27 protein-coding genes are annotated in these 24,615 nt (G+C 58.9%); 9 read left to right on the top strand and 18 right to left on the bottom strand.

What is annotated here, in order from left to right; genetic code table 11:
- Positions 1-6 precede the first annotated feature (6 nt).
- The 12 genes from ABMC88_RS12930 to iscR are packed head-to-tail and all read right to left on the bottom strand — an operon-like array spanning position 7 to position 9,326.
- On the bottom strand, positions 7-1,227 hold the full coding sequence (locus ABMC88_RS12930; RefSeq protein ID WP_349577312.1) for a cysteine desulfurase: 1,221 nt from the start codon (positions 1,225-1,227) through the stop codon (positions 7-9).
- Positions 1,220-1,810 (bottom strand): YIP1 family protein, encoded by a 591-nt coding sequence (locus ABMC88_RS12925; protein ID WP_349577311.1) that lies wholly within the window; start codon positions 1,808-1,810, stop codon positions 1,220-1,222. Before ABMC88_RS12925 ends, ABMC88_RS12930 begins: the two co-directional genes overlap by 8 nt.
- A complete protein-coding gene (locus tag ABMC88_RS12920; RefSeq protein ID WP_349577310.1) occupies positions 1,807-2,292 on the bottom strand; it encodes a YIP1 family protein in 486 nt (161 codons plus the stop codon). The genes ABMC88_RS12925 and ABMC88_RS12920 overlap by 4 nt, the downstream gene beginning before the upstream one ends.
- A gap of 4 nt (positions 2,293-2,296) precedes the next feature.
- Positions 2,297-3,577, bottom strand: coding sequence for a SufB/SufD family protein (locus ABMC88_RS12915; protein ID WP_349577309.1), 1,281 nt, complete (start codon positions 3,575-3,577; stop codon positions 2,297-2,299).
- A complete protein-coding gene (sufC, locus tag ABMC88_RS12910; protein ID WP_349577308.1) occupies positions 3,577-4,332 on the bottom strand; it encodes a Fe-S cluster assembly ATPase SufC in 756 nt (251 codons plus the stop codon). The genes ABMC88_RS12915 and sufC overlap by 1 nt, the downstream gene beginning before the upstream one ends.
- Before the next feature lie 59 nt (positions 4,333-4,391).
- On the bottom strand, positions 4,392-5,189 hold the full coding sequence (locus ABMC88_RS12905) for a polysaccharide pyruvyl transferase family protein (RefSeq protein ID WP_349577307.1): 798 nt from the start codon (positions 5,187-5,189) through the stop codon (positions 4,392-4,394).
- A complete protein-coding gene (locus tag ABMC88_RS12900) occupies positions 5,186-5,500 on the bottom strand; it encodes a heavy metal-binding domain-containing protein (RefSeq protein ID WP_349577306.1) in 315 nt (104 codons plus the stop codon). Before ABMC88_RS12900 ends, ABMC88_RS12905 begins: the two co-directional genes overlap by 4 nt.
- Positions 5,497-5,682 carry a hypothetical protein gene (locus tag ABMC88_RS12895; protein WP_349577305.1) on the bottom strand — a complete coding sequence of 62 codons (186 nt, stop codon included), beginning with the start codon at positions 5,680-5,682 and terminating at the stop codon, positions 5,497-5,499. The genes ABMC88_RS12900 and ABMC88_RS12895 overlap by 4 nt, the downstream gene beginning before the upstream one ends.
- A gap of 52 nt (positions 5,683-5,734) precedes the next feature.
- The gene (locus ABMC88_RS12890; protein ID WP_349577304.1) at positions 5,735-6,103 is read right to left on the bottom strand and encodes a hypothetical protein; all 369 of its coding nucleotides are present in this window, start codon (positions 6,101-6,103) and stop codon (positions 5,735-5,737) included.
- A gap of 4 nt (positions 6,104-6,107) precedes the next feature.
- Complete coding sequence (gene sufB, locus ABMC88_RS12885; protein WP_349577303.1) at positions 6,108-7,622, bottom strand: Fe-S cluster assembly protein SufB; 1,515 nt, start codon at positions 7,620-7,622, stop codon at positions 6,108-6,110.
- A 19-nt stretch (positions 7,623-7,641) separates the two neighbouring features.
- Positions 7,642-8,820, bottom strand: coding sequence for a cysteine desulfurase family protein (locus tag ABMC88_RS12880; RefSeq protein WP_349577302.1), 1,179 nt, complete (start codon positions 8,818-8,820; stop codon positions 7,642-7,644).
- Positions 8,821-8,867: 47 nt separating this feature from the next.
- Complete coding sequence (gene iscR / locus ABMC88_RS12875; RefSeq protein ID WP_349577301.1) at positions 8,868-9,326, bottom strand: Fe-S cluster assembly transcriptional regulator IscR; 459 nt, start codon at positions 9,324-9,326, stop codon at positions 8,868-8,870.
- 176 nt (positions 9,327-9,502) lie between these two features.
- Between iscR and ABMC88_RS12870 the strand changes: the two genes are divergently transcribed.
- The 5 genes from ABMC88_RS12870 (at position 9,503) to ABMC88_RS12850 (ending at position 12,812) form a co-directional block, all read left to right on the top strand.
- Positions 9,503-10,156, top strand: a complete 654-nt coding sequence (locus tag ABMC88_RS12870; protein ID WP_349577300.1) for an alpha/beta hydrolase — start codon at positions 9,503-9,505, stop codon at positions 10,154-10,156.
- Positions 10,156-10,392, top strand: a complete 237-nt coding sequence (locus ABMC88_RS12865; protein WP_349577299.1) for a hypothetical protein — start codon at positions 10,156-10,158, stop codon at positions 10,390-10,392. The genes ABMC88_RS12870 and ABMC88_RS12865 overlap by 1 nt, the downstream gene beginning before the upstream one ends.
- 12 nt (positions 10,393-10,404) lie before the next feature.
- Positions 10,405-10,932: a hypothetical protein gene (locus tag ABMC88_RS12860; protein WP_349577298.1), complete on the top strand. Its 528-nt coding sequence runs from the start codon at positions 10,405-10,407 to the stop codon at positions 10,930-10,932.
- Complete coding sequence (locus tag ABMC88_RS12855) at positions 10,929-11,516, top strand: HD domain-containing protein (protein ID WP_349577297.1); 588 nt, start codon at positions 10,929-10,931, stop codon at positions 11,514-11,516. The genes ABMC88_RS12860 and ABMC88_RS12855 overlap by 4 nt, the downstream gene beginning before the upstream one ends.
- A gap of 81 nt (positions 11,517-11,597) precedes the next feature.
- On the top strand, positions 11,598-12,812 hold the full coding sequence (locus ABMC88_RS12850; protein ID WP_349577296.1) for an NADP-dependent isocitrate dehydrogenase: 1,215 nt from the start codon (positions 11,598-11,600) through the stop codon (positions 12,810-12,812).
- Positions 12,813-12,856: 44 nt separating this feature from the next.
- Here ABMC88_RS12850 and ABMC88_RS12845 read toward each other — a convergent pair whose 3' ends face one another.
- Positions 12,857-13,063, bottom strand: a complete 207-nt coding sequence (locus ABMC88_RS12845) for a DUF6356 family protein (protein WP_349577295.1) — start codon at positions 13,061-13,063, stop codon at positions 12,857-12,859.
- A gap of 114 nt (positions 13,064-13,177) precedes the next feature.
- Between ABMC88_RS12845 and ABMC88_RS12840 the strand changes: the two genes are divergently transcribed.
- The 3 genes from ABMC88_RS12840 to typA all read left to right on the top strand — a co-directional run bounded on the left by ABMC88_RS12840 (position 13,178) and on the right by typA (position 15,916).
- A complete protein-coding gene (locus tag ABMC88_RS12840) occupies positions 13,178-13,636 on the top strand; it encodes an Lrp/AsnC family transcriptional regulator (protein WP_349577294.1) in 459 nt (152 codons plus the stop codon).
- Between the two features lie 25 nt (positions 13,637-13,661).
- Entirely contained in the window at positions 13,662-13,994 is a 333-nt protein-coding gene (locus ABMC88_RS12835) for a DMT family transporter (RefSeq protein WP_349577293.1), read from the top strand.
- A 104-nt stretch (positions 13,995-14,098) separates the two neighbouring features.
- On the top strand, positions 14,099-15,916 hold the full coding sequence (typA, locus tag ABMC88_RS12830) for a translational GTPase TypA (RefSeq protein WP_349577292.1): 1,818 nt from the start codon (positions 14,099-14,101) through the stop codon (positions 15,914-15,916).
- 133 nt (positions 15,917-16,049) lie between these two features.
- Here the strand turns inward: typA and ABMC88_RS12825 are convergent, their stop codons facing one another.
- The 3 genes from ABMC88_RS12825 to recA form a co-directional block, all read right to left on the bottom strand.
- Positions 16,050-16,337: a DUF1330 domain-containing protein gene (locus ABMC88_RS12825; RefSeq protein WP_349577291.1), complete on the bottom strand. Its 288-nt coding sequence runs from the start codon at positions 16,335-16,337 to the stop codon at positions 16,050-16,052.
- Between the two features lie 3 nt (positions 16,338-16,340).
- Entirely contained in the window at positions 16,341-18,995 is a 2,655-nt protein-coding gene (gene alaS / locus ABMC88_RS12820; RefSeq protein WP_349577290.1) for an alanine--tRNA ligase, read from the bottom strand.
- A gap of 138 nt (positions 18,996-19,133) precedes the next feature.
- A complete protein-coding gene (recA, locus tag ABMC88_RS12815) occupies positions 19,134-20,195 on the bottom strand; it encodes a recombinase RecA (RefSeq protein ID WP_349577289.1) in 1,062 nt (353 codons plus the stop codon).
- 202 nt (positions 20,196-20,397) lie between these two features.
- On the opposite strand from recA, the gene ABMC88_RS12810 reads away from it, so the two are divergent.
- Positions 20,398-20,997 (top strand): gamma-glutamyl kinase, encoded by a 600-nt coding sequence (locus tag ABMC88_RS12810; RefSeq protein WP_349577288.1) that lies wholly within the window; start codon positions 20,398-20,400, stop codon positions 20,995-20,997.
- On the opposite strand, the gene ABMC88_RS12805 is transcribed toward ABMC88_RS12810, so the two are convergent.
- Positions 20,994-23,318 (bottom strand): ATP-binding protein, encoded by a 2,325-nt coding sequence (locus ABMC88_RS12805; protein ID WP_349577287.1) that lies wholly within the window; start codon positions 23,316-23,318, stop codon positions 20,994-20,996. The two genes, ABMC88_RS12810 and ABMC88_RS12805, sit on opposite strands and share 4 nt — an antisense overlap.
- A gap of 130 nt (positions 23,319-23,448) precedes the next feature.
- On the bottom strand, positions 23,449-24,612 hold the full coding sequence (locus ABMC88_RS12800) for an RsmB/NOP family class I SAM-dependent RNA methyltransferase (RefSeq protein ID WP_349577286.1): 1,164 nt from the start codon (positions 24,610-24,612) through the stop codon (positions 23,449-23,451).
- Positions 24,613-24,615 lie beyond the last annotated feature (3 nt).

The raw sequence follows: 24,615 nt of genomic DNA, 5'->3' as shown, positions 1-24,615 counted from the left end.
CAAAAATCAGGCAAAAAGATCATGGGCAAGTTCAAGCGCTTCAATCCAGACGTCAATCTCGGATGTGGTGTTGTACATGGCAAAGGAGGCGCGGCATGTGGCGTTCAGGCCCATATGCTCCATCAACGGACCGGTGCAGTGTTGTCCTGCCCGAACCGCGACGCCCTTTTTATCCAAAATGGTCGAGATATCATGCGCATGTGCCGCCCCGTCCATCGTGAAGCTGAAAATCGCGCCCTTGTTCGGGGTGGTGCCTTGCACGGTGATCCAGTTCAGCCCCGCCAGCTTGGCCACGGCATAATCGCGCAATGTCGCCTCATGTGCGGCGATATTGGCCAGTCCGACATCTGTCATATAATCAAGTGCGACACCCAGACCGATGGTCTGCACGATGCCCGGCGTGCCTGCCTCGAACTTCATCGGGGCGTCATTGTAGATCACGGCGTCTTTGCGGACCTCGCGGATCATATCGCCGCCCCCGATAAAGGGGCGCATCTCGGCCATCCGTGCCGCTTTGACATAGATCGCGCCGGAGCCTGACGGGCCATACAGCTTGTGACCCGTCACGCAGTAGAAATCACAGCCGATATCTTGCACGTCCACGGGCATATGCACCGCCGCTTGCGAGCCATCGACCAGAACGGCCACGCCTTTTGCTTGCGCGGCGGCCGTTATGGTTTTCACATCAACAACAGTGCCCAAGACATTGGACATATGGGTAATTGCAACCAGCTTGGTCTTCGGGCCGATCGCATCAATCACCGCTTGCGGGTCCAACGCGCCTGCGGCATCTGTATCGACCCATTTGATCACCACACCCATCCGCTCACGCAGGAAATGCCATGGCACGATGTTGGCGTGATGCTCCATCACGCTCAGGATGATCTCGTCGCCCGCCTGCATCCGCGGCATGGCCCAGCTGTAGGCGACCATATTGATCGCCTCTGTCGTGCCCGAGTTAAAGATGATCTCATCCTCGGAGGCGGCGTTGAGGAAGCTGGCCACCTTGCCGCGCACGGCCTCGTATTTGTCTGTCGCGAGGTTGGACAGGTAGTGTAGCCCGCGATGCACATTGGCGTATTCATGGCTATACGCCGTGGTAATCGCATCAATCACCACCTGCGGTTTTTGCGCGGATGCCCCGTTATCAAGGTATACCAGCGGTTTGCCGTTCACTTCGCGTGACAGGATCGGGAAATCGCGGCGAATTGCGTTTACGTCATACATTTACGGGAACTCCCATTGCGCCCATGCCGATCAGCCCGATCAGAATAGCCAAACCAAAAGCGATGCCGACAATGCCCAGCACCATCACCCCCACCGCATGCAGCAACGTCGGCAGGCGCAGCGCCTCTGCGATGAAATTTACCGTGATCCAAAGGGCCAGAACGCTTGCCACCATCGAGAAAATATCGGCCAGCGGCGGGAGGACCAAGGCCAGCACAAAGGTCATCATCTGTGCCGCTGCTTGCAGAACCTGAACCCAGACGAGCAGGCTTAGCAGCTCGCCCATATCGCCATGCCCGCCGATTATTTTGCCCGCCCAGTAAAAGCCATGCACGCTGAGGACTTGCAGGCCACCAACCATAAAGAACAGGATCAGCGGGCTGCGCATAAAGGGGGGGATGTCAGAAGTGTCGCTCATCAGCAGGCCGATGCTCATGATGATGGCGTTGATCGCGGCCAGCGCGACAAGCGCGGTCCACAGGATATCGCGGCTCAGCCACATATCCATGATCCGTCTCGCGGCGGTGCGCGGCGATTGGATCGTCTCGACCACCAGCGATTTCAACGCGTTATTCCCCGTCATGCCGCGTCATCCGCGCTGAGCAGTCCGGCAACCCAGAACCAGCCAAAGACGGCCAGCCATAAAAACCCGACCGCCTTTGCCGCAGCACCAATGCCCAGCAATCCGGCCGTCAACCCCATCAGCAAAAACACAGGCGCAGAGGCCAGCAGCGCCCAGATGAGCGAAAAGCGCACCTGATAGCCGCTGATCCGCCGCATCGCGACCCGCGACAACAGCCAGACCAATCCGGCAAAGATATAGACCAACAGAGGCATGATCATAATGTAGAAAAACGCGCTCCAATACAGCCGAACGGCCAAGGGGCCATCGGGGTCAAGCTGTGCCTCGCGGGCCTCGAACGGGGCTGAGGCCACAAACATCAACACGCCTGCGATCAGGATGAACAACAGGCCGCGCACCTCGTTGCGGCCCTGCGCCAAAAAGCGGCTTACCACTTTTGCAGGGCCGCGATAGGTCGCGAGGATGTCAGCGGTCAGCGCCACGCTCTCAGCTCCGGTGCCGCATCAACCACGCGCCAAGGCGGGCGGTCATATCGTCGCGCAGCTCCTCATGGTGGATTTCGTCCACCGCTTCGGCCAGAAACGCGAGGGTGAGCAGGTCGGTCGCTTCATTCTCCGGTACACCGCGTGAACGCAAGTAAAACAGCGCGTCCTCGTCAATGGCACCCGAGGTCGAGCCGTGGCTGCACGCCACATCATCGGCGTAGATTTCAAGCTCGGGCTTGACCAGAAACTGGCTGTCGCCATCCAAAAGCAGCGATTGGCTGATCTGGTAGCCGTCGGTTTTCTGCGCGCCTGCCTTAACCAGAATTTTCCCTTGGAAAACGCCTGTCGCACCGTTGCGCAGCACTTTCTTGAACACTTGGCGGCTTTCGCAATTGACCGCATCGTGGGTGATGAACACCGTGTCGTCATGGTGGAAATCACCGTCCCCGACACAGGCCCCCGCCACGTGGGCAATGGCATCATCGCCCGTCAGCTCGATCACGCAATCATTGCGCGTCAGCACGCCGTTTACGGTCATCGTAAAGGAGCGGAACGCCGATTCCGTACCAAGGCGCGCAAAGATATGCGTGCCCGCCCGGCGCTCGTGATCGCGGCCCTGGCTGCGGATGTGGTGGAACGAGGCGGTATCGGCCACCTCAACCTCCATCACCTTGTTAAACCGCGCCGCGGCGGACCCGTTTTCCAGCAGCGTCATCTCGGCACCTGTGTCCAGCTTGATGCAGTGGTGCAAGATCGCGTCGGAAGTCTCTGATACATGGCGGTAAATCAGGTTGACAGGTTTGGTCGGTTTGCCTGTCACATGGATCAGCACACCGTCTGTCGCAAAGGCTGTGTTCAGGGTCGCCAAGGGGCGCGGCACAGGATTCTGGCCCTGTGCTTCCAGCACACCGTACAAGGATTTGGCCCAATGCAGGTCACTGTCTGCTGCTGCCAAACGCTCGATCGTGATGCCCTCCAGGCTCAGATCGTCCGAGGCTTCGGCGTCAAACGCACCGTCCACAAAGACGATCTTGAGACGGTCAACATCGCCAAACATCGGCGCTTCGTCGGCCTCGAACACCGCAGCTTTCGGCGCGTCCACTTGGGTCAGCGTGTCGGGGCGGGTGTATTTCCAGTATTCGTCGCGGCGTTGGGGCAAGCCCGCGCTGCGCAACCGTGCCAATGCGTCCTCACGGGCGGATTTGGCCCACGTGCCCGCAGGCATCGTGAGCGCGGCAATCATCGCCTCGGTCGCGTCTGTTTTTGGAGCGACTTCAGCCATTACACCACCTCTGCAAGGATGTCGGCATAGCCGTTGTTTTCAACTTCCAAGGCCAGCTCGGGACCGCCGGTTTTCACGATGCGACCGTTGGCCATGATGTGTACCACGTCGGGTTTGATGTGATCCAGCAGACGTTGGTAGTGCGTGATGACCAAGAACCCGCGCCCTTCGGACCGCAGCGCATTCACGCCTTCGGCCACCAGCTTCATCGCGTCCACGTCCAGACCCGAGTCCGTCTCGTCCAGAATACACATCTTTGGCTCAAGCATGGCCATCTGCAAGATTTCGTTGCGCTTTTTCTCACCACCCGAAAAGCCCATGTTCACAGGACGTTTGAGCATATCGGCGTCGATCTTCAACTCTTTGGCGCGTGCGCGAACGACCTTGAGGAACTCTGCCGCCGACATTTCTTCTTCGCCGCGTGCTTTGCGCTGTGCATTCACAGCCGTGCGCAGGAAGGTCATGTTGCCCACGCCCGGGATTTCCACGGGGTATTGGAACGCAAGGAACAGGCCCGCCGCCGCACGCTCTTCCGGTTCCATGTCCAGCAGATCGGTGCCTTCCAGCGTGGCTTCGCCGCCCGTCACTTCATAGCCGTCTTTGCCCGACAGCACATAGGACAGCGTGGATTTGCCAGAGCCGTTCGGCCCCATGATCGCATGTACCTTGCCTGCCTCGACCTCCAGATCGACGCCTTTGAGGATTTGCTTGTCTTCGTCTTCCAGTTTGACCTGAAGGTTTTTGATGCTCAGCATGTGGATGCTCCTTTTGTTCAATATCTTGGCGTCAGGGACGCTGTTCATGTCGGGGGCCGTTAGGCCGTTGATTTCAGTCGTTCGGGAAAGCTGGAGGTCAGCGCATCCCGCGCCGCGGCAATCCCGTCGTGATAGTCGATGGGCGTGGATTTGACCGCCCCCGCCGCCGCATAATCCAGCGGCGCCAGCATGTCACGCCGCCCCACCGAGGCGGCATAGTCGTGGTATTTGAGCCAGCTCTGGCCCTGTGGCTCGATCCATGTGTTTGGCACACCGTAGGCATCGGCCATGATCAACCCGTGCAGGGATGAGGCGAAGACATGGGCGCAGCTTGCGATTTGCAAACAAACCTCTGCCGCATCGCCACGCGGATCGATCAGCAGATAGGAGGGGTCGGAGGCCACAAACGCCAGCAGCGCCGCATCCTCCATCAGGGTATAATGCGGCACAATGCCTATACGGTCCGTGCGCGTCCCATCAAAGGGCAGCACCTCGTTAATCAGCAGCCCCGGATCCCCAAAGCGCTTGTGCTGGAGCTTTAACAACGCCGCCGTGATCGGCCCGCGCAGCAGCGCCACCTCGACGTTGTCCAGAAAGTCATGGCCAAACACTGGGTTGAGCAATCCGGTCCCCCAAACCGCCAACCGCTCGCCGCTGGTCCGCGCTTCTTTCTGCGTGCGTTTGACCACCTGCATCATAGATCCGATGGCAAAAAGATCAGCCTTGCGCGGGCCGCAATGCTCGACCACGCGGCCAGCCAGATGGCCCACGATCAACGGATTGATCGCGTCGCCAAAGTTCGGCTCGGCCTTCCACCAATGCAAACGCAGGGGGCTGGTGTTGGGGGTATCGCTCACCCCAATGTCACCGCCGTGCCAGAGACAGAGACCATCATCATGCTGTCGCCGATGACTTCGTAATCAAGGTCCACGCCCACAACCGCATCGGCGCCTTTGGCTTGGGCTTCCGCCTCCAGCTCGGCCATCGCCGCCGCCCGCGCATCGCGCAGCTTGTTCTCGTATTGCCCGGAACGGCCACCAACGATATCCGTCACCCGCGCGAACAGATCGCGCACGACATTGGCACCCATAATCGCCTCGCCCACGACGATGCCGTAATAGGCGGTGATGGTGCGACCTTCGATGGAGTTTGTGGTGGTAACGATCATGAGTTGCGCCCCTTGAACCAGTTTATGGCCAGTCCGATCAGAAAATAGAGCACGCCAAAGGTCACGCCCGCAATCAATGCGCCCGATATCGTCTTTTCGTCATTCCCGCCCAGCCCGAAGGCAAAGCTCAGCAGCGCGAAGATCGCCATGGCGACGCCAGTTTCTTTTAGCAGCTTTTGCATGGTCTCAATCATTATCCATTCGGATGTAAAACGCCTGTCGATCGTGCAGCGTTCAACGGTTTCTCTTTGGGGCGAACCCCTTTTGCTCTTGGATAAAGGCATCCATTTTTCTATCACGCTCGGCCTGTGCTATTTCTCTGATCTCTTTCTCATAGGCTTCACGCTGTTTGCGGGTTTGGGCTTTGAGGGCCAGCACCAGCAACACAGCCAACACAAGCGCGGTCAGTTGAAGCACCACCATCAGCTTCCCGTAATGCTCCACGATCCCGAACGCGCTGGCAATCTCCCCACAGAACATTCCGGCCAAAAGCGCCATCAGCAGCCACGCAAAGACGCCGACACGCACGGGGGCGTCCTTGTCGTTCTGGCCCAGCCTTGCGGTTCCTATCGCCTGTTCGCCATGTGTGGAGATGTTATCCATCAGCTTAGCCCACAGACCCTTCCAGCGAGATCGCCACAAGCGCCTGCGCTTCCATCGCAAACTCCATCGGCAGTGCCTGCAACACGTCCTTGCAGAACCCGTTTACCACCAGTGCCACGGCTTCTTCCTCGTCCATCCCGCGCGAGCGGCAATAGAAGAGCTGGTCGTCGTCCACCTTCGATGTGGTCGCCTCATGCTCCACACGAGAGGAGTTATTCTTGACCTCGATATAAGGCACCGTATGCGCACCGCATTTGTCGCCAATGAGCAAGCTGTCGCACTGGGTATAGTTGCGCGAATTCTTCGCCTTGGGGTGCATGGAGACCAAACCGCGATAGGTGTTCTGTGCCTTGCCCGCCGAAATCCCTTTGGAGACGATCCGCGACTTGGTGTTCTTGCCCAGATGCACCATCTTTGTGCCGGTATCGGCCTGCTGCATGTTGTTGGCAATGGCGATAGAGTAGAACTCGCCTTGGCTGTCATCGCCGCGCAGGATGCACGACGGGTATTTCCACGTCACGGCGCTGCCTGTCTCCACCTGCGTCCACATCACCTTGGCACGGTCGCCACGGCAATCGGCGCGCTTGGTCACAAAGTTATAGATGCCGCCCTTGCCGTTCTCGTCACCGGGGTACCAGTTCTGCACGGTGGAGTATTTCACCTCAGCGTCTTCCTCGATCACGATCTCGACCACGGCTGCGTGCAGCTGGCTCTCGTCGCGCTGGGGTGCTGTACAGCCTTCAAGGTAGCTCACATAAGAACCCTTGTCGGCGATGATCAGCGTGCGTTCAAACTGGCCCGTATTCTCGGCGTTGATCCGGAAATAGGTCGACAGCTCCATCGGGCAGCGCACACCGGGGGGCACGTAAACAAACGAGCCGTCCGAGAACACGGCCGAGTTCAGCGTGGCATAGAAGTTATCCTGCACGGGCACGACGGACCCGAGGTATTTCTTCACCAGATCAGGGTGATCCTTGATCGCCTCCGAGATCGAGCAAAAGATAACGCCCGCCTTCTTCAGCTCGTCCTGAAAGGTCGTACCGACCGAGACGGAATCAAACACCGCATCCACCGCGACCTTGCGCGGCTCGTCGGACATGTTCTCGGCGCCCTCAACACCTGCAAGGATGGCCTGTTCCTTCAACGGAATGCCCAGCTTTTTGTAGGTTTCCAACAGCTTCGGGTCGACCTCGTCCAGCGACTTGGGCTTGACCGCCATCGAGGTGGGGCGGGCATAATAATACTGGTTCTGGAAGTCGATCTCGGGGTAGTCGACCATGGCCCAATCAGGCTCGCGCATTTGCTGCCAGCGGGCGTAGGCCCCCAGACGCCACTCCAGCATCCACTCAGGCTCTTCGTTCTTGGAGGAGATCAGCTTGACGATGTCTTCATCCAGACCCAAGGGCGCATATTCCATCTCGATGTCGGTGGACCAGCCGTGCTTGTAGGCCCCGCCAACTTCACGCACCGCATCCACGGTTTCCTGATCCACACCGTCTTTTACAATCGTCGTATCCATCGCTCAATTCCCCTCGGGTTCAAGCCTTGCGGCTTTGGTGTTTCGCAAAGGCTTTGGTCCATGCATCCGCAAAGGCCATCACCTCGTCTTGTGTTGTTTCAAGGCCCAGCGACACGCGTATCGCCGATCCGGCCTCAGTTTCATCATATCCCATCGCCAGCAAGACCTTACTGGCCTTCACCTTCCCGCTAGAGCACGCAGACCCGGCCGAGACAGCAAATCCAGCCAGATCCATCTGCATCACCTGCGTCTCGCCCTTCCAGCCGGGGGTCAGGATGCAGGATGTGTTCGGCAGGCGATCGACATCTTTCCCGACAAAAATAGTATGTTTAGAGGCGGACGCAATAGCGTTTTCTAGAATACTTCTAAGTTGCGCCACTTCGTCCCATAGTCCTGCCGTAACGTCCATTCCAGCAGCCTGCGCCGCCGCGCCAAATCCGGCGATCCCGATGATGTTTTCCGTGCCGGAGCGGCGGTTCATCTCCTGGCCCCCACCGCGCAACATCGGTGCGGGGTCATCAGCGGTGAAATTGATCAACGCGCCGACCCCTTTCGGCCCGCCGATCTTATGCGCGGATAAAATGGCATAGGACGGGGTCACGTCATCGTAGATTACAGGCATCTTCCCTGCCAACTGGGTGATGTCACAAATAGTAGAGTAAGGCACAGTCCCCGCACGGGACGCATTTACATGCCCACTTCCGATCACACGGCCTTTCTGGCCCAACACACCCGTTTCGCTGTTTGCCGCTGACATCGCCAAAAGCGCCACTGGCCCACGATCCGCGTGCCATTGCGGCTCTGCGAGGCTTGAGACAAGGTTCAACATCTCGGCACCGCCCTGCGGTGACAGTGCGCCGTCTTTTGCAAAGACCGATGCCATGTCCCGCTCTGACCACACGCCCAGACAGTCATGCTCGGTCGGCAAGGCTGCAAACACACCGCCATGCCGCCCCTTCTGCGCCACGGCCAGCGCCGCCGCCTCGGTCGCGCTGGAGGTAAAGACAACCTGCTGCGGCTTGCACCCCACCAGATCGGCCACCTGCACCCGCGCCCGCTCTACCAGCATCTTGGCGGCGCGTCCTTCGGCATGTACCGACGACGGATTGCCCACGACATCCATCGCGGCCACCATCGCGTCACGCGCCTGCGCCCGCAATGGCGTGGTCGCATTATGATCCAGATACACCCGCCGCACGCGCAATCCTCTAATTTTTCTGGCCAAAAATACTTAGGAGCATCAGATCACTCATCCACAACGGCAAAGATTTCCGGAACCGCAGGACAAGGCGTCATCTGGTTGCCCACAACATCCGACAGCCGCGTCTGGTGCAAAAACACATAGACATGCGCCGACAGCCCCTGCCACAAGCGGTTCGTCAGCGATTGCGCACGGCTGCCCGATGCCCCGCCCGAGGCACCTGCCCCTTTGTGCATCGCATCAACCTTCTCGTCCACCGCGCTCAGAATATCGACCACACGGATTTCCGATGCCGGCCGCGCCAGACGGTAGCCGCCACCAGGTCCACGCACGGATGCCACCAGTTCAGCCCGCCGCAGCTTTACAAACAACTGCTCGAGATACGGCAGCGACACTTGCTGGCGCTCGGCAATATCGCCAAGCGAGATCAGCGTGCCCTCGGGTTGCAAGGCAATATCGGCGAGCGCGACCATCGCGTAACGCCCTTTTGTTGACAGCTTCATCGCATTCCCTCCAAAGGCGCATGTGCCTTTTGTTTGACCTTAGCGGCCTAAATGCCTACATCCCAAAGATGAGCATCCGCCCCGTGCGGGTCGATATATTAGAATTGTTCTAAGGTGGTCTTGCGACTTCGTCAAGAATGTCGCCCACCTCATGTAACACAGCAGAAAGTACATGCATGCCCGAGGTCATTTTTCCCGGACCCGAAGGTCGCCTAGAGGGCCGCTATCACCCGCAAAAAGAACGTGACGCACCGATTGCGATCGTACTGCACCCGCACCCGCAGTTCGGCGGCACGATGAACCACAAGGTTGTCTATAACCTGCACTATGCCTTTTATAAAATGGGCTTTACCGTACTGCGGTTCAACTTCCGTGGCGTGGGCCGCAGCCAGGGCGAATACGATCAGGGCATTGGTGAGCTGTCGGATGCGGCCTCGGCCCTCGATTACCTGCAATCAATGAACAACAACTCCAAACACTGCTGGGTTGCGGGGTTCTCGTTCGGGGCATGGATCGGGATGCAACTGCTGATGCGCCGCCCCGAGATTACGGGCTTCATCTCGGTCGCACCGCCTGCGAATATGTATGACTTCAGCTTCCTTGCACCCTGCCCTGCATCGGGTTTGATCATCAATGGCACCGGCGACCGCGTGGCCCCGCCGCCTGATACGGTGAACCTTGTGAACAAGCTGCACGAGCAGAAAGGCATCACGATCACCCACCAAGAGGTTGAGGGCGCGGGCCACTTCTTTGAAGAGCCGCATATGGACACGCTGATCGACAGCACCACCGATTATGTCCGCCGCCGCCTGACCGAGAACACCCGCTAATGGCGGACGACTCGGTCATCAAAATGGCCAACCAACTGGCCGAAGAATGCCTCGCCGTTCAAAAACAGACCGGCGAGGACCGCTTGTTCATGGAAGTGGGTAACGTGCTGGGCGCGTCTAGCCAAACGCTGGAGGAAGCCTTCCTCACTGCGATCCGCACGCGCATGGCCGAACAAAAGGGGCGCCAGTTTCTGGCGGCACGTTTGAAAAAGCACCGCGCAGAACAAGGCGGCTAGGATACAGACCGCATGGGCCAGCCCTCAAGGATAGAATTGTCGCGGATGATGGCCGATCACATCGCCCCCGCGCTTCATGCCCGCGGGTTCTACGAAATTGGCGATGTGATGGAAAATGAACACCTTCTGGGGCAGGATCGCACGTTTTTCTACCGTGTGGCGCGCGCTTGCGTGGTGCGCGTGAACATCTGGGTCACCGACCTTGATGCCCCGGCATTGGCTGCCGATTGCACCACCCACAGCATACCTGCCCCTGCCAGTAATGCGGATGCGGCGGCTTATGCCAATGATGATGCCTCAGACCTCAATATGCAGGTGACGCGGGTGATCGACCTGCCGCTGACAGCGACACATGACACCATGCCCGGCGGGTGGTTCATTTTCGCGCTGGCATCGCAGTTCCTGTTTATCCTCTGGGCCGTGATCGCGCCGCTGATGACCGCCTTCAAGAACAAATCAAGCAGGCGGCCTTCGGCCCTGACCCGTCGTTTCATGAATGAAATCCCCAAGATCGACGACTATTTACGGAGCGCCGCATGACCCAGAGACTTGAGCAACAGATCGCTTTTCTAAACGAGGCTGACAAGCTCAAGCAAATCATGCGCGGCACAACATTGTGTGACGGCAGCCGCGCCGAGAACTCGGCCGAGCATAGCTGGCATCTGACACTTTATGCGCTGGTGCTGGCCGATCAGGCGGGACCAGAGGTGGACATCACCCGCGTGATCAAAATGCTGATCCTGCATGATCTGGTCGAGATCGACGCCGGCGATAACCCGATCTTTGGCGACTACGACGCAAAGGCGATGGAAGCCGCCGAACAGATCGCCGCAGACCGCATATTCGGACTTCTTCCCAATGATTTACGCGACGACCTTCGCGCAATCTGGGAGGAGTTCGAAGCCGCGCAATCGCCCTCTGCCCGGTTCGCAAAATCGCTGGATCGCTTTCAGCCGCCGATGCAAAACCTGATGTCGGGCGGCGGCAGCTGGACCGACTATAACGTGAGCGAGGAAATGGTGGCCCAAAAAGTAGGCTCAAAAATCGCCATCGGCGCGCCCGCCCTGTGGGAATTTGCCCGCGCGAAAATCGCCGCCTTCTTCGCGACCATTCCCAAAGCATAAAACTGCGCAGGCATACTTCTTTTCCTGTAGGCACAAACAGGCTACACCACGCGCAACAACGCGTAGCCAAAAGGACGCCCCATGACCAAGATCAAGGTAGAAAACCCCATTGTCGAACTCGACGGTGACGAGATGACCCGCATCATGTGGGACTTCATCAAGAAAAAGCTGATCCTGCCCTATCTGGACGTAGACCTGAAATACTATGACCTTGGCATTCAGGCACGCGACGAGACAGACGACCAGATCACTATTGATTCCGCCGAAGCGATCAAGAAATACGGCGTGGGCGTGAAATGTGCCACCATCACACCCGATGAAGCGCGGGTTGAGGAATTCGGCCTGAAGAAAATGTGGCGCAGCCCCAACGGGACGATCCGCAACATTCTGGGCGGTGTGATTTTCCGCCAGCCCATTATTTGCAAAAACGTGCCGCGGCTTGTGCCGGGCTGGACCCAGCCGATCGTCGTGGGCCGTCACGCATTTGGCGACCAATACCGCGCCACCGATTTCAAATTCCCGGGTGCGGGCAAACTGACCATTAAATTCGTCGGCGAAGACGGCACCGAGATCGAGCATGAGGTCTTTGACGCGCCTGATTCCGGCGTGGTGATGGCGATGTATAACCTTGATAAGTCGATCATCGACTTCGCCCGCGCCTCGCTCAACTACGGGCTCAACATGGGCTGGCCTGTGTATCTGAGCACAAAGAACACGATCCTCAAACAATATGACGGGCGCTTCCTCGAAATCTTCCAGGAAATCTATGACACCGAATTCAAAGAGCAATTCGAGAAGGCAGGCATCACCTATCAGCACCGCTTGATCGACGATATGGTCGCCTGCGCGATGAAGTGGAACGGCGGTTATGTCTGGGCCTGCAAGAACTACGACGGCGATGTGCAGTCCGACACTGTGGCGCAGGGCTTTGGCTCGCTTGGCCTGATGACATCCGTTCTGATGACGCCCGATGGCAAAACCGTTGAGGCCGAGGCCGCGCATGGCACCGTCACGCGCCACTACCGCCAGCATCAGGCGGGCGAGGAAACCTCGACCAACTCCATCGCGTCGATCTATGCGTGGACAGGCGCGCTGAAACACCGCGGCAAGCTGGACGAGAACGCAAAGCTGACCGAATTCGCCGAAACGCTGGAGAAGGTTGTTGTGGGCACAGTCGAGGCGGGTCACATGACCAAAGACCTCGCGCTGTTGGTCGGGCCCGATCAGGGGTGGCTCACCACGATGGGCTTCCTTGAAAAAGTGGACGAGAACCTGAACAAGGCGCTCAAAGGATAAGGCAAAGGCCGCTCGGACACCCGAGCGGCCTTTTTTCTGCGGCGTCAGTGGCTGCGGTTGTGCATCCGTGCATGCAGATCGTTGATGATCGTGCTCGCTGTCTTTTCAAACAGGCACGGGATAACAGCGTGCACCAGTGCCGCGCCGCCCGCCAAAAACAGCTTGGCCGAAAACGCCCCCGCAAAACGCATATGCTGGAAAAATGTCTCGTCTACGGTGGCGGGATGGGCGAAAAAGATGCGGTTGATCATGGTGGCTCCGGTAAGGGGGATTTCCACGACTATGCCAGCCCCGCCCCGAGCAGACGTCCCAAATATCGGTAAATTCAGGTTGATGTCGGGACAATTTCCCGCGAAATTAGAGATATGGTAGAAATTGACACACTAGATCACAAAATCCTCGACCACTTGCAACGCGACGCGAGCCTGTCGCTGGACGCGCTTGGGGCGCAGGTGGGGCTGTCGCGCAATGCCTGCTGGCGCCGGATCAAGGCGTTGGAGGATGCGGGCATTATTACGGGCCGTGTCGCCACGCTGGATGCCGCACAGCTCGGCTTTGGGCTGACTGTGTTTATGCAACTGCGAACCAGCAGCCATACGGCCGACTGGCTGGCGAAATTCTCGGCCGCGACCAAGGCATTGCCGGAAATTCAGGGCGTCTACAGGATGAGCGGTGATTTGGACTATTTGATCCGCGCACGGGTTGCGGATATGGCGGGGTATGACGCACTCTATCAACGGCTGATCGCGCGGGTGCCGCTGTCCGACGTCTCTGCCAGCTTTGTTATGGAAGAAATCAAAGACACCCAGCGCCTGCCCCTTTGACCCCCACTATGAAAGGCCCTGCCCCATGCCCGTCTATCTGATCCTCGCCTTTGCGGTCGTGTTTGAAACCATCGGCACCTCTGCCCTCAAGGCAAGCGAGCAGTTCACCCGTCTGGGCCCGTCGATTGTTGTGGTGCTGGCCTACGGGGTCTCGTTTTACATGCTGTCGATCACCTTGCGCACGATCCCTGTGGGCATTGTCTACGCGCTGTGGAGCGGGCTTGGCATTATCAGCATCTCGGTCATTGGCTTTCTCGTCTTTGGCCAGCGGCTCGATTTGCCCGCCATTGCAGGGCTTTCGCTGATTGTTTGCGGGATTGCGGTAATCCATCTATTTTCGTCCGCTTCGCCGCATTAAGGGCAACATTACCGCCTGTGTTTACCGCTGTGGGGTTTTTCGCTGGCCTTTGCTGCAGATGCACGGTAGAGCGCGATCAACTCCCTGAGACAAGGTAATCCCACATGGAACTGCGCAATATCGCAATCATCGCCCACGTTGACCACGGCAAGACGACGCTGGTGGACGAACTTTTGAAACAATCCGGTACATACCGCGAAAACCAGGCCACCACTGAGCGCGCCATGGACAGCAACGATCTGGAGCGCGAGCGGGGCATCACGATCTTTGCCAAGCCGACCTCCGTTGAGTGGAAAGGCACCCGCATCAACATCGTGGACACGCCGGGCCACGCCGATTTCGGCGGCGAGGTAGAGCGTATCCTGTCGATGGTCGACGGTGTTGTGCTGCTGGTAGACGCGGCCGAAGGCCCGATGCCCCAAACCAAATTTGTGACCTCCAAGGCGCTTGGCCTTGGTCTGCGTCCCATCGTTGTTGTGAACAAGGTCGACAAACCGGATGGGGAGCCTGACCGCGCGCTCGACGAATGTTTCGATCTGTTTGCGAACCTCGACGCCACGGACGAACAGCTTGATTTCCCAACCATGTATGCCTCCGGCCGCTCTGGCTGGGCCGATCATACGCTGGACGGCAAACGTGACGGTCTGGACGCGCTGTTTGACCTGATCCTTGACCACGTGCCTGCGCCTGCGCAGATCGAAAACAAGGACCAGCCGTTTTCCATGCTGGCCACGACATTGGGCGGTGACCCCTTCCTTGGCCGTCTTCTCACAGGCCGTGTTGAATCCGGCACACTGAAAGCGGGCCAGACGATCAAAGCCATGTCGCGTGACGGCACATTGATCGAAAACTTCCGCTGCACCAAAATTCTCGCCTTCCGCGGGTTGGAGCAAACGGCGATTGATATGGCCGAAGCGGGCGACATCGTCTCGATCGCGGGCATGACCAAAGCGACCGTGGCCGACACGCTGGCAGATCCATCCGTGACGGATGCGATCCCTGCCCAGCCAATTGACCCGCCCACGATCACCGTGACCTTTGGTATTAACGACAGCCCGCTGGCGGGCCGTGACGGTAAAAAAGTACAAAGCCGCGTCATCCGTGAGCGTCTGCACAAAGAAGCCGAATCCAACGTGGCGATCAAAATCTCGGACACGCCCGGCGGCGATGCGTTCGAGGTTGCAGGCCGCGGCGAATTGCAGATGGGTGTTTTGATCGAAAACATGCGCCGTGAGGGTTTCGAGCTGTCGATCTCGCGCCCGCAGGTTCTGTTTCAGGAAATCGACGGTGTGCGTTGTGAGCCCATCGAAGAAGCCACCATTGACGTGGACGATGAATACTCGGGCGCTGTGATCGAAAAGCTGACCGGCGTGCGCAAGGGTGAGCTGGTCGAGATGAAGCCGGCAGGTGCTGGCAAGACCCGCATCGTGGCCCATGTGCCGTCGCGCGGTCTGATCGGTTATCACGGTGAATTCCTGACCGACACACGCGGCACAGGCGTTATCAACCGTGTGTTCCACGAATGGGCACCGCATAAAGGCAAGATCCCGGGCCGTCGCGCAGGTGTGCTGATCTCGATGGAGAATGGCACATCGGTGGCCTTCGCCCTATGGAACCTCGAAGAGCGTGGCAAGATGATGATTGGCGCGCAGGCAGATGTCTACACCGGCATGATCATCGGTGAGCACAGCCGCGAGAACGATCTGGAAGTGAACCCGTTGAAGGGTAAGAAGCTGACCAACGTGCGGGCCTCGGGCACGGATGAAGCGGTCCGCCTGACCACGCCGATCACGCTGAGCCTTGAAGAAGCGATTGCCTATATCGACGACGACGAATTGGTGGAAGTGACGCCAAATGCGATCCGTCTGCGCAAGCGCTATCTGGACCCGCATGAGCGTAAGCGGATGGCCAAATCTGCGTGATCTTATATCGGCATAAATGAAAAAGGCGCTCCGGATCGGGGCGCCTTTTTTGGTTGGAGGGGGTGTTTAGGGCTTTGCCCCCCTTGGCGCTAGCGCCAAATCTCCCTGAGGATTTAGAGCCAGAAAAAATTGGCTATTCGGTGGTTTCCACAATCATCAGTTCACGCTCGGACGCGTCTTTGGCGAATGCGAGGGCGGCTTGGTAGGCCTCGGAGCGGTAGCAGGCCTCTGCTGTCTCGACATCGGGGAAGCGGGCAACGACATTGCGAGGGCGCTCTTTGCCCTCAAGTTGCACAAAACGGCCGCCGCGGGCGATGAAGGTGCCGCCGTGTTCCGCGATGGCGGTTGTCGCCCCTGCTGCGTATTTTTTATAGGCTTCTTCGTCGGTTACCGTGACATGGGCGATCCAGAGTGCGGGCATGGGTTATCCTTTCAGGACAGTTGTTGCAGCAGCGATTGCGGCTTCGGCGTTGTCTGCAGAGGGACTGCCGCCTTGGGCCATGTCGGGGCGGCCACCGCCGCCTTTGCCGCCAAGCTCGGCCACGGCGGCGCGCAGGATGTCGACCGCCGACAGATTGGCGATGAGATCATCGGTAACGCCTGCGGCGACTGCCGCTTTGCCACCAGTATCGGCGATAAGCAGGACCGCGCCTGATTTGAGGCGGGTCTTATGTTCGTCGATCAACGCGGGCAGGTCTTTGCCGGTGATCCCTGTCAGGACTTGGGCGTGGAAGGCGATGCCGTTGATCTCTTGTGCTTCGGGGGCGTTGCTACCGCCTGACATGGCCAACTCGCGGCGCAACTGTGCGACTTCGTTGGCGAGGCTGCGCCGTTCGTCCAGCAGGGCACGCACGCGCTCGGGGACCGACGTGGCGGGGCTTTTGAGCTCGGTCGCGGTTTTCGTCAGCAAGGCATCTTGGGCCCGCAGGTGGGACAGGGCCGCCTCACCGGTGAGTGCCTCGATCCGGCGCACGCCCGCGCTGCTGGCGCTGTCGCCGAGCATGACAAACGCGCCGATGTCGCCCGTGCGGGCCACATGGGTGCCGCCGCAAAGCTCTAACGAATAGGTGGTGCCATCTGTGCCTTTGCCCGACCCGTCTTGGGTGCCCATCGAGACGACGCGCACCTCGTCGCCGTATTTCTCGCCGAACAGTGCCTGTGCGCCCAAAGCGCGAGCGTCATCGGGGGTCATGATACGTGTCTCGACTGTGCTGTTCTGGCGGACGTAGGCGTTCACCTCCGCTTCGACGCGGGCCATGTCCTGCGCGCTGATCGCCTCGTTGTGGCTGAAATCAAAGCGCAGGCGGTCTGCCGCGTTGAGCGAGCCGCGCTGCGCGACGTGATCGCCAAGCGCGTGGCGCAGTGCCTCGTGCAACAAGTGCGTGGCCGAGTGGTTGGCCCGAATGGCAGAGCGGCGCGTGGCATCAACCTCAAGAACCGCGTCTTGGCCATTGTAAATGCTGCCTTTTTCCACTTCGGCGAAGTGGATGAATACGCCAGCGGCCTTGCGGGTGTCTGTGACCCGAGCGGTGCCTGTGGTCGTGGTGATCACGCCAGTGTCGCCCAACTGCCCGCCGCTTTCTGCATAGAATGGCGTTTGGTTCAGCGCGATTTGCACAGTTTGACCAGCCTCTGCGGTATCAGTGGTTTTCCCGTCCTGTACCAATGCGGCGATCTTGCCCTCGGCTGTCTCCGTCTCGTAGCCGAGGAAATCTGTCACGCCCGCCTTGTCCGCCACGTCGAACCAGACGGTCGCATCCGCAGCCTCGCCCGAGCCGGACCACGCCGCGCGGGCCTTGGCTTTTTGCGCGGCCATCGCATCATCAAAGCCGTCGGTGTCTACCGCACGGCCTTTTTCGCGAAGCGCGTCCTGCGTCAGGTCGAGCGGGAAGCCGTATGTGTCGTAAAGTTTGAACGCCGACGCACCCGACAGGTTTGCGCCTTCGGGCAGGCCGCTCAGCTCATCGTCAAGCAGTTTCAAGCCGCGATCAAGGGTCTGGCGAAAGCGTGTTTCCTCTTGCAGCAGTGTTTGCTCGATCATTGTCTGCGCCTGCCCCAGTTCAGGATAGGCTTGGCCCATCTGGGCGACCAAAGCCGGCACAAGGCGGTGCATCAACGGGTCGGCAGCGCCAAGCAAATGCGCATGACGCATGGCGCGGCGCATGATCCGGCGCAGGACGTACCCGCGGCCATCGTTGCTGGGCATCACGCCATCCGCCATCAAGAACGAGGTCGAGCGCAGGTGGTCCGCGATCACGCGGTGGTGCGTCTTGCCGGGGCCATCGGGGTCGCTGCTGGTTGCATTGGCCGACGCCTCGATCAGGCTGCGCATGAGGTCGGTCGAGTAATTGTCGTTGGTGCCTTGCAGCAAGGCGGCGACGCGTTCGATCCCCATGCCCGTGTCGATAGATTTGTTCGGCAGGTCGCGGCGGGTGCCGTCCTCGAACTGCTCGTATTGCATGAACACAAGGTTCCAGATCTCGACAAAACGGTCGCCGTCTTCCTCGGGCGAGCCGGGAGGGCCGCCCCAGATGTGATCGCCGTGGTCATAAAAAATCTCGGTGCAGGGGCCGCACGGGCCAGTGGGACCAGCGGACCAAAAGTTATCATCCGTGGCGATACGGATGATCCGGTCATCGCTGAGGCCTGCGTGTTTTTTCCAGATTTCAACCGCTTCATCGTCGGTATGATAGACCGTGACCAACAGCTTTGAGGCATCAATGCCAAAGCCTTTGGTCAGCAAATCCCACGCCAGCGGAATGGCTTCTTCTTTGAAATAATCACCAAAACTGAAGTTGCCCAACATTTCGAAAAACGTGTGGTGGCGGGCGGTGTAGCCTACGTTATCCAGATCGTTGTGCTTGCCCCCTGCCCGCACGCATTTCTGCGCGGTGGTCGCACGGGAATAATCACGCGTTTCGACGCCCGTAAACAGGTTCTTGAACTGGACCATCCCCGCCGCTGTGAACATCAGCGTCGGATCATTGCGCGGTACCAGCGGGCTGGACGGAACGATCGCGTGACCGTGATCTCCATAATAATTCAGGAAGGTCGAGCGTATTTCGTTGAGCGTTTGCATGATGTCCGTCCTTTAGCCACGCAGATTGGTATCATGTGAGATAACGCTGGCATGGGGGCCTGTCCACAGCCGCCATTGAAAAAAGGGCGCGGGCCTTGCGGCGCGCACCCTTTTCATTCTGTTTTCCGCGATCCGGGCTTAGTCGTCGAGAATATCTTCGTTCTCGGAGCCATCGAAATCAAGGCCGTTGGCGGCACGGATTTTATCTTCGATATCTCTCGCCATGGCTTCGTTTTCGCGCAGGTAGTTCTTGGCATTCTCACGCCCCTGCCCGATCCGCTCGTCCCCGTAAGAGAACCAGCTACCGGATTTATCGACGATGCCCGCCTTCACGCCCATGTCCAACAGCTCCCCCATCTTGGAGATGCCTTCGCCGTACATGATGTCAAACTCGACCACTTTGAACGGGGCCGCGACCTTGTTCTTGACGATCTTGACCTTGGTTTGGTTGCCCACAACCTCGTCACGGTCCTTGAGCGACCCGATGCGGCGGATATCCAGACGCACAGAGGAATAGAATTTCAGCGCGTTACCGCCGGTCGTCGTCTCGGGAGAGCCGAACATAACGCCGATCTTCATGCGGATCTGGTTGATGAAGATGACCATACAGTTGGATTTCGAAATGGAGCCGGTCAGCTTGCGCATCGCTTTGCTCATCAACCGCGCCTGAACACCGACCGAGCTGTCGCCCATCTCGCCCTCTAGCTCTGATTTCGGGGTCAGTGCGGCAACCGAGTCCACGATCACCATGTTCACAGCACCCGACCGCACCAGCGTGTCCGTGATTTCCAGCGCCTGCTCGCCCGTGTCCGGCTGCGAGATCAGCAGCTCGTCAATGTCAACGCCCAGCTTGCGGGCGTATTGCGGATCAAGCGCGTGCTCGGCATCGACAAACGCACAGACGCCACCGGCCTTTTGCTGCTCTGCCACACAGTGCAGCGTCAGCGTGGTTTTACCCGAGGATTCAGGGCCGTAAATCTCGATGATGCGGCCCATTGGCAAGCCGCCAATTCCCAGCGCGATGTCCAGACCAAGCGACCCTGTCGAAGAGGCTTTGATATCTTGTATCGCCCCTTCCGAGCCCAGCTTCATAATCGAGCCTTTGCCAAACTGCCGCTCGATCTGCGCCAGTGCGCTATCAAGCGCTTTTTGTTTGTCTGCTGATTTCTTATCCATAGTCAAAAGATCTGCCGTTGCCATTTGGGTTCGTCCCTTACTGTCACAGGCGGGCGGTGGCGGCAATCGCCCCCGTTCCCGATGTTTCATGTTCTATTAATGTTCTTATGCGGACAAAAGTGGAACATTTCAATCAAATTATTCTTATCCCATCTTTGCGCCTGAAAGGTTAAGAAGTTGTTTATGATCGGGACAGTCGGTAAGATACCCGTAACAGGAGGCCTATATGCTTGTTTTCTTTAAAGAACGTCTTGCGTTTTTGTCGATGCCGAAGACCGGCACGACGGCCTATCAAACGGCATTGGCGCCGCGCGCCGATTTGGTCATCACCGATCCGCCGCTTTTGAAACATGCGCCTGTTTATCGCTACAACCGATTCATCCGTCCGATGTTCTTTAACGTCTGCGATGCCGAGATGGAGTTGATGGCCGTAATGCGAGAGCCCGTGAGCTGGTTGAGCAGTTGGTATCGCTACCGACAGCGTCCGTTTATGAAAGATAAACCCAACAACACACACGGCATCAGTTTTGATGACTTCGTTCTGGCCTATATGAAGGGCAAACGTCCCGGATTTGCCGAGGTGGGCAATCAGCTCAAATTTCTCGAGCGCCAGCCGAACGGGACGGGAATCACCCACCTGTTCGCCTATGAAGACCAGCCCCGATTGCGGCGCTTCCTTGAGGATCGTTTGGCGGTAAAGCTCGATCTCGCGCGCGAGAATGTCTCGCCAGAGCTGCCTGCCGAATTATCGGCAGATGTGGAAACGCGGTTTCGCCGCAAATTCGCCGAGGACTTCGCCCTCTACGACAGTATCGCCAAAGGCTAATGCAGCTGCTTGTTCACCGTGTCCGTCAGATCGCTGAGCGAGAAGGGTTTGGGCAGGAAAACCGAATTCGGGATCTTCTTTTGCGCCTCGCCCAGACTGTCCTCGGTATAGCCTGACACAAAGACAACCCGCACGCCCGGCCGATCCTTGAGCGCCTCGCGCACCCAGCTGGGACCGTCCATTCCGGGCATGACCACATCGGTGACAAACACGTCAATCTTCAACGTCTCATCCTCAAGTGTTTCAAGCGCGGCTTCCGCATTCTCGGCCTCCAGCACCGTGTATCCGCGCAGCCGCAAGGCGCGGCTGGCAAAGGCGCGCACGGGGGCTTCGTCCTCTACCAGAAGGATCACGCCCCCCGTGGGCGTCGTGCCCGCAATCTCCACCGGAGCGGCAACCTTGGGAGCGGCTTCTTCGGGCACTGCGGTCAGCGCGGGGAAATAGAGGGTGAAACAGGTGCCGACCCCTTCGGTGCTATCGATAAAGATGTAGCCGCCCGTCTGTTTGATAATGCCGTAAGCCGTGGACAGCCCAAGGCCTGTCCCCTCGCCCGTTCGCTTTGTTGTAAAGAACGGCTCAAAAACCTTTTGCAGTTTGTCCTGCGGGATCCCCTTGCCATCATCGCTGACCTTGATCGTGATATAGTTCCCCTCGGGCATAGTCACCTGATCGCGGGTAAGCGGTTCTGTCAGGGTCACGCCTTCGGTTACAATGCGGATTTCGCCTCCCGACGGCATGGCATCGCGGGCGTTGACCACAAGGTTCATCAGGACCTGCTCCAGCTGGCGTTTATCCGCACGGATCGGGTGCAACACGGGATCGTGGCTTAGCGTGAGGGTCACTTTCTCGCCCACAAGACGGTTGAGCAGATGGGTCAGGTCCGCAAGCGTGTCGCGCATGTCCAACGTCTCGGGCCGCAACGTCTGTTTGCGCGAGAAGGCCAGCAGTTGCCCGACAAGAGCCGCCGCACGGTTGGCGTTCTGGTTGATCTGGACCAGATCGCTATAGTCGCTATCGCCTTGGTCATGGCGCAACAGCAACAGATCGCAATGGCCCGAGATTGCGGTCAACAAATTGTTGAAATCATGGGCAACACCCCCCGCGAGTTGCCCGATTGCTTGCATTTTCTGGCTTTGCACGAACTGCGCTTCCAGCGATTTCAGCTCTGTCGCGTCATGCAACACAGCAACCAGCGCAGGCACGCCATCTTCTTCGATCCGGTTCAAAGTCACCTGCACAAAGGCTTCGCGGTCCCCGCGGGTCAGCCGCAGAAACTCTGACTTCTGCACAAGCCGCCCCGCCAACGTGTCCTCCAACCAGTCCGAGATCGAGCGGCCAAGCCCCTCCATCAAACCGGACAGATGGGTGCCCTCGCGCAAGGCGACGCCAATCAGCTTTGAGGCGCGAATGTTATAGGCTTGCACCGTGCCGTCCGGCGCGATTTTGACCATGGGGATCGGCATGTCCTGAAAAACCTGCCAATCGGGGTCTTGTTGTGCGCCATTTGCACCATCAGCGGGCGGCGGCAGCAGATAGATCGCACGGCGCCCCGCCCCCGCATCCGTTTGGGCAATCATTGCAGGTTTATTACCCGACGTGGTCGCAATGTTCATCACCGTGCCGGGGGCCACCAACTGATCGGGAAAGATCGTATCCAGTGACTTGCCCCGCGCCCCGACAAATTGCCGTGCGGCGTGGTTCATGGACAAAATCGCGCCACTGCGGCCGACCATCAACATGGGCAAAATACGGCTGTCCGACGGCAGATTTCCTGTCGCTTGCACATTCACAGGTTCAACCCGCCACGCAAATCCGTTCTGCCCGATTGCGTGGACGGCAAGCAGCAGCTGACCACTGTTGCTTACGATCTCTTCACGCGCAGAGCCCGTTGCCTCGGCACGCGATTGCAGACGAAACAAGATCGGGCCAGGGTTGCCCATCCGCTCTGTCAACATGGCGGCAAGGGTTGCCTCCTCCCGCGTGCCAAAAGCACGGTCGGCAGCCGCATTTGCGAATGTAATGCGCCCGTCACTGCCTGTGATGAAACTGGGGGCGCTGTCGTTCAGAATGAAATGCGCGACCGAGTTGTGCAGCTGGTCGCGGGCCATGAAAAGACCGCAACGCAAAATGGCCAAAACGACCACAACGCATATCAATGTCGCGGCACCGGTTCCTGCCGCCTGCCGCGCGAGCCCGTCCAGCATGAAGACAGCGCCTGCACCCAAAACAACCGCTAACCCCGCCAGAATACCAAGGCGCTGCGGCGAAAGCTCGGCCAACCTTTGTCCGAAAGACAGACGATTGTGCTGATGGTGCTGCATATGACCCTTCCCAGAAAACGACGATTTCGCCCGTACGAATCGTGAGTTTACTCTTGGCCCGAAGGGTTAACCGACCATTAACCGAGATGCGAAAGACGCACCAAACTCCCGCCACGGTTGAGTGTGGCGATTATTGCCGCAGCGTCAAGTGAGCAACGAAAAAACCGTCACCCAGATCGCTCACATCAAAGGTCTTTTGCCAATCGCAGGTCCAGGCAGGATGGCGGGCGAGAAATGCCTCGATCCGGGCTGCGTTCTCGTCTTGCAGGATCGAACATGTGGCATAGGCCAAGGTGCCGCCCTGCGCGACAAGCTCTGCTGCCTCATCAAGAATTCGGTCTTGCAGCGCAGTGGTTTGGGCAAGCTGTTCAGGCGTCAAACGCCATTTCGCTTCGGGAGCGCGCCGCCACGAGCCGCTGCCCGAACAGGGCGCATCCACCAGCACCAGATCATAGGGGCCGCTGCGGGCCAGCTCGCTCGTGGTCAGCTGCGTAATTTCCGCCTCTGCACGGGCGGCACGCAGTGGCAGGTCGCGCATCCGCGCAGGCTCGGCGTCATGGGCGAAGATCGCGTCGGCCCCGCGTGCGGCAAGGGCCAGCGCCTTGCCACCGCCGCCTGCGCAATAATCCAGCACGCGAGACGCAGCGGGCAAGCCGTCCACAATCGCCTGGCTGCTGGCGTCCTGCAACTCGACATAGCCTTCCAGATAGGCGGCTGCGTTGCGGATTTTGCGGGGCCCTTCGGTCACGGTCAGCGCGGTCGGGCTAAGCGGGTTTGGCACCGTCTGTACGCCCACCTCTGACAACATTAAAACTACATCAGAAACATTTGTTTTTGCGGTATTTACCCGCAACGTGACAGGCGCACGCGATTGCAGAAGATGCGCGGTTTCTTCTGCCTTGTCCCCAAGGCTGTTGCGGAAGCTTTCAGCCAGCCAATCGGGCAGGTTCATCGCATCATCTGCGGGAACAGCACCCTCGGGCGCAGTCACCTCATACTCCATCAAAGGCTGCGGCGCGTGGCCTTCGCCCGTGAACAGGGTTGCAGGATCCACACCTTGCGCCCGCAACAGTCCGATCATCAGCCCGCGCCCTGTCCCGGCCCCGCCCAGCCACGCGGCACTGCGCTTCTGGCGCAGCACATCAAAGACATAGTCACGGATCGCGGCACGGTCCTTGGAGCCGGCAAATCGGTTGGCGCGGCCCCAACGGGTCAGAACCTGCTCGGCGGGCGTGCCGTCGCCGACCATATCAAGTATTTCGATGGCCGCTGCCACCCGTGCCGCTGGGGTCATGGT

The sequence above is a fragment of the Sulfitobacter aquimarinus genome (genome assembly GCF_040149565.1).
In the GTDB taxonomy this organism is placed as follows: Bacteria; Pseudomonadota; Alphaproteobacteria; order Rhodobacterales; family Rhodobacteraceae; genus Sulfitobacter; species Sulfitobacter aquimarinus.
This window is presented reverse-complemented; position numbering and strand designations above follow the sequence as displayed.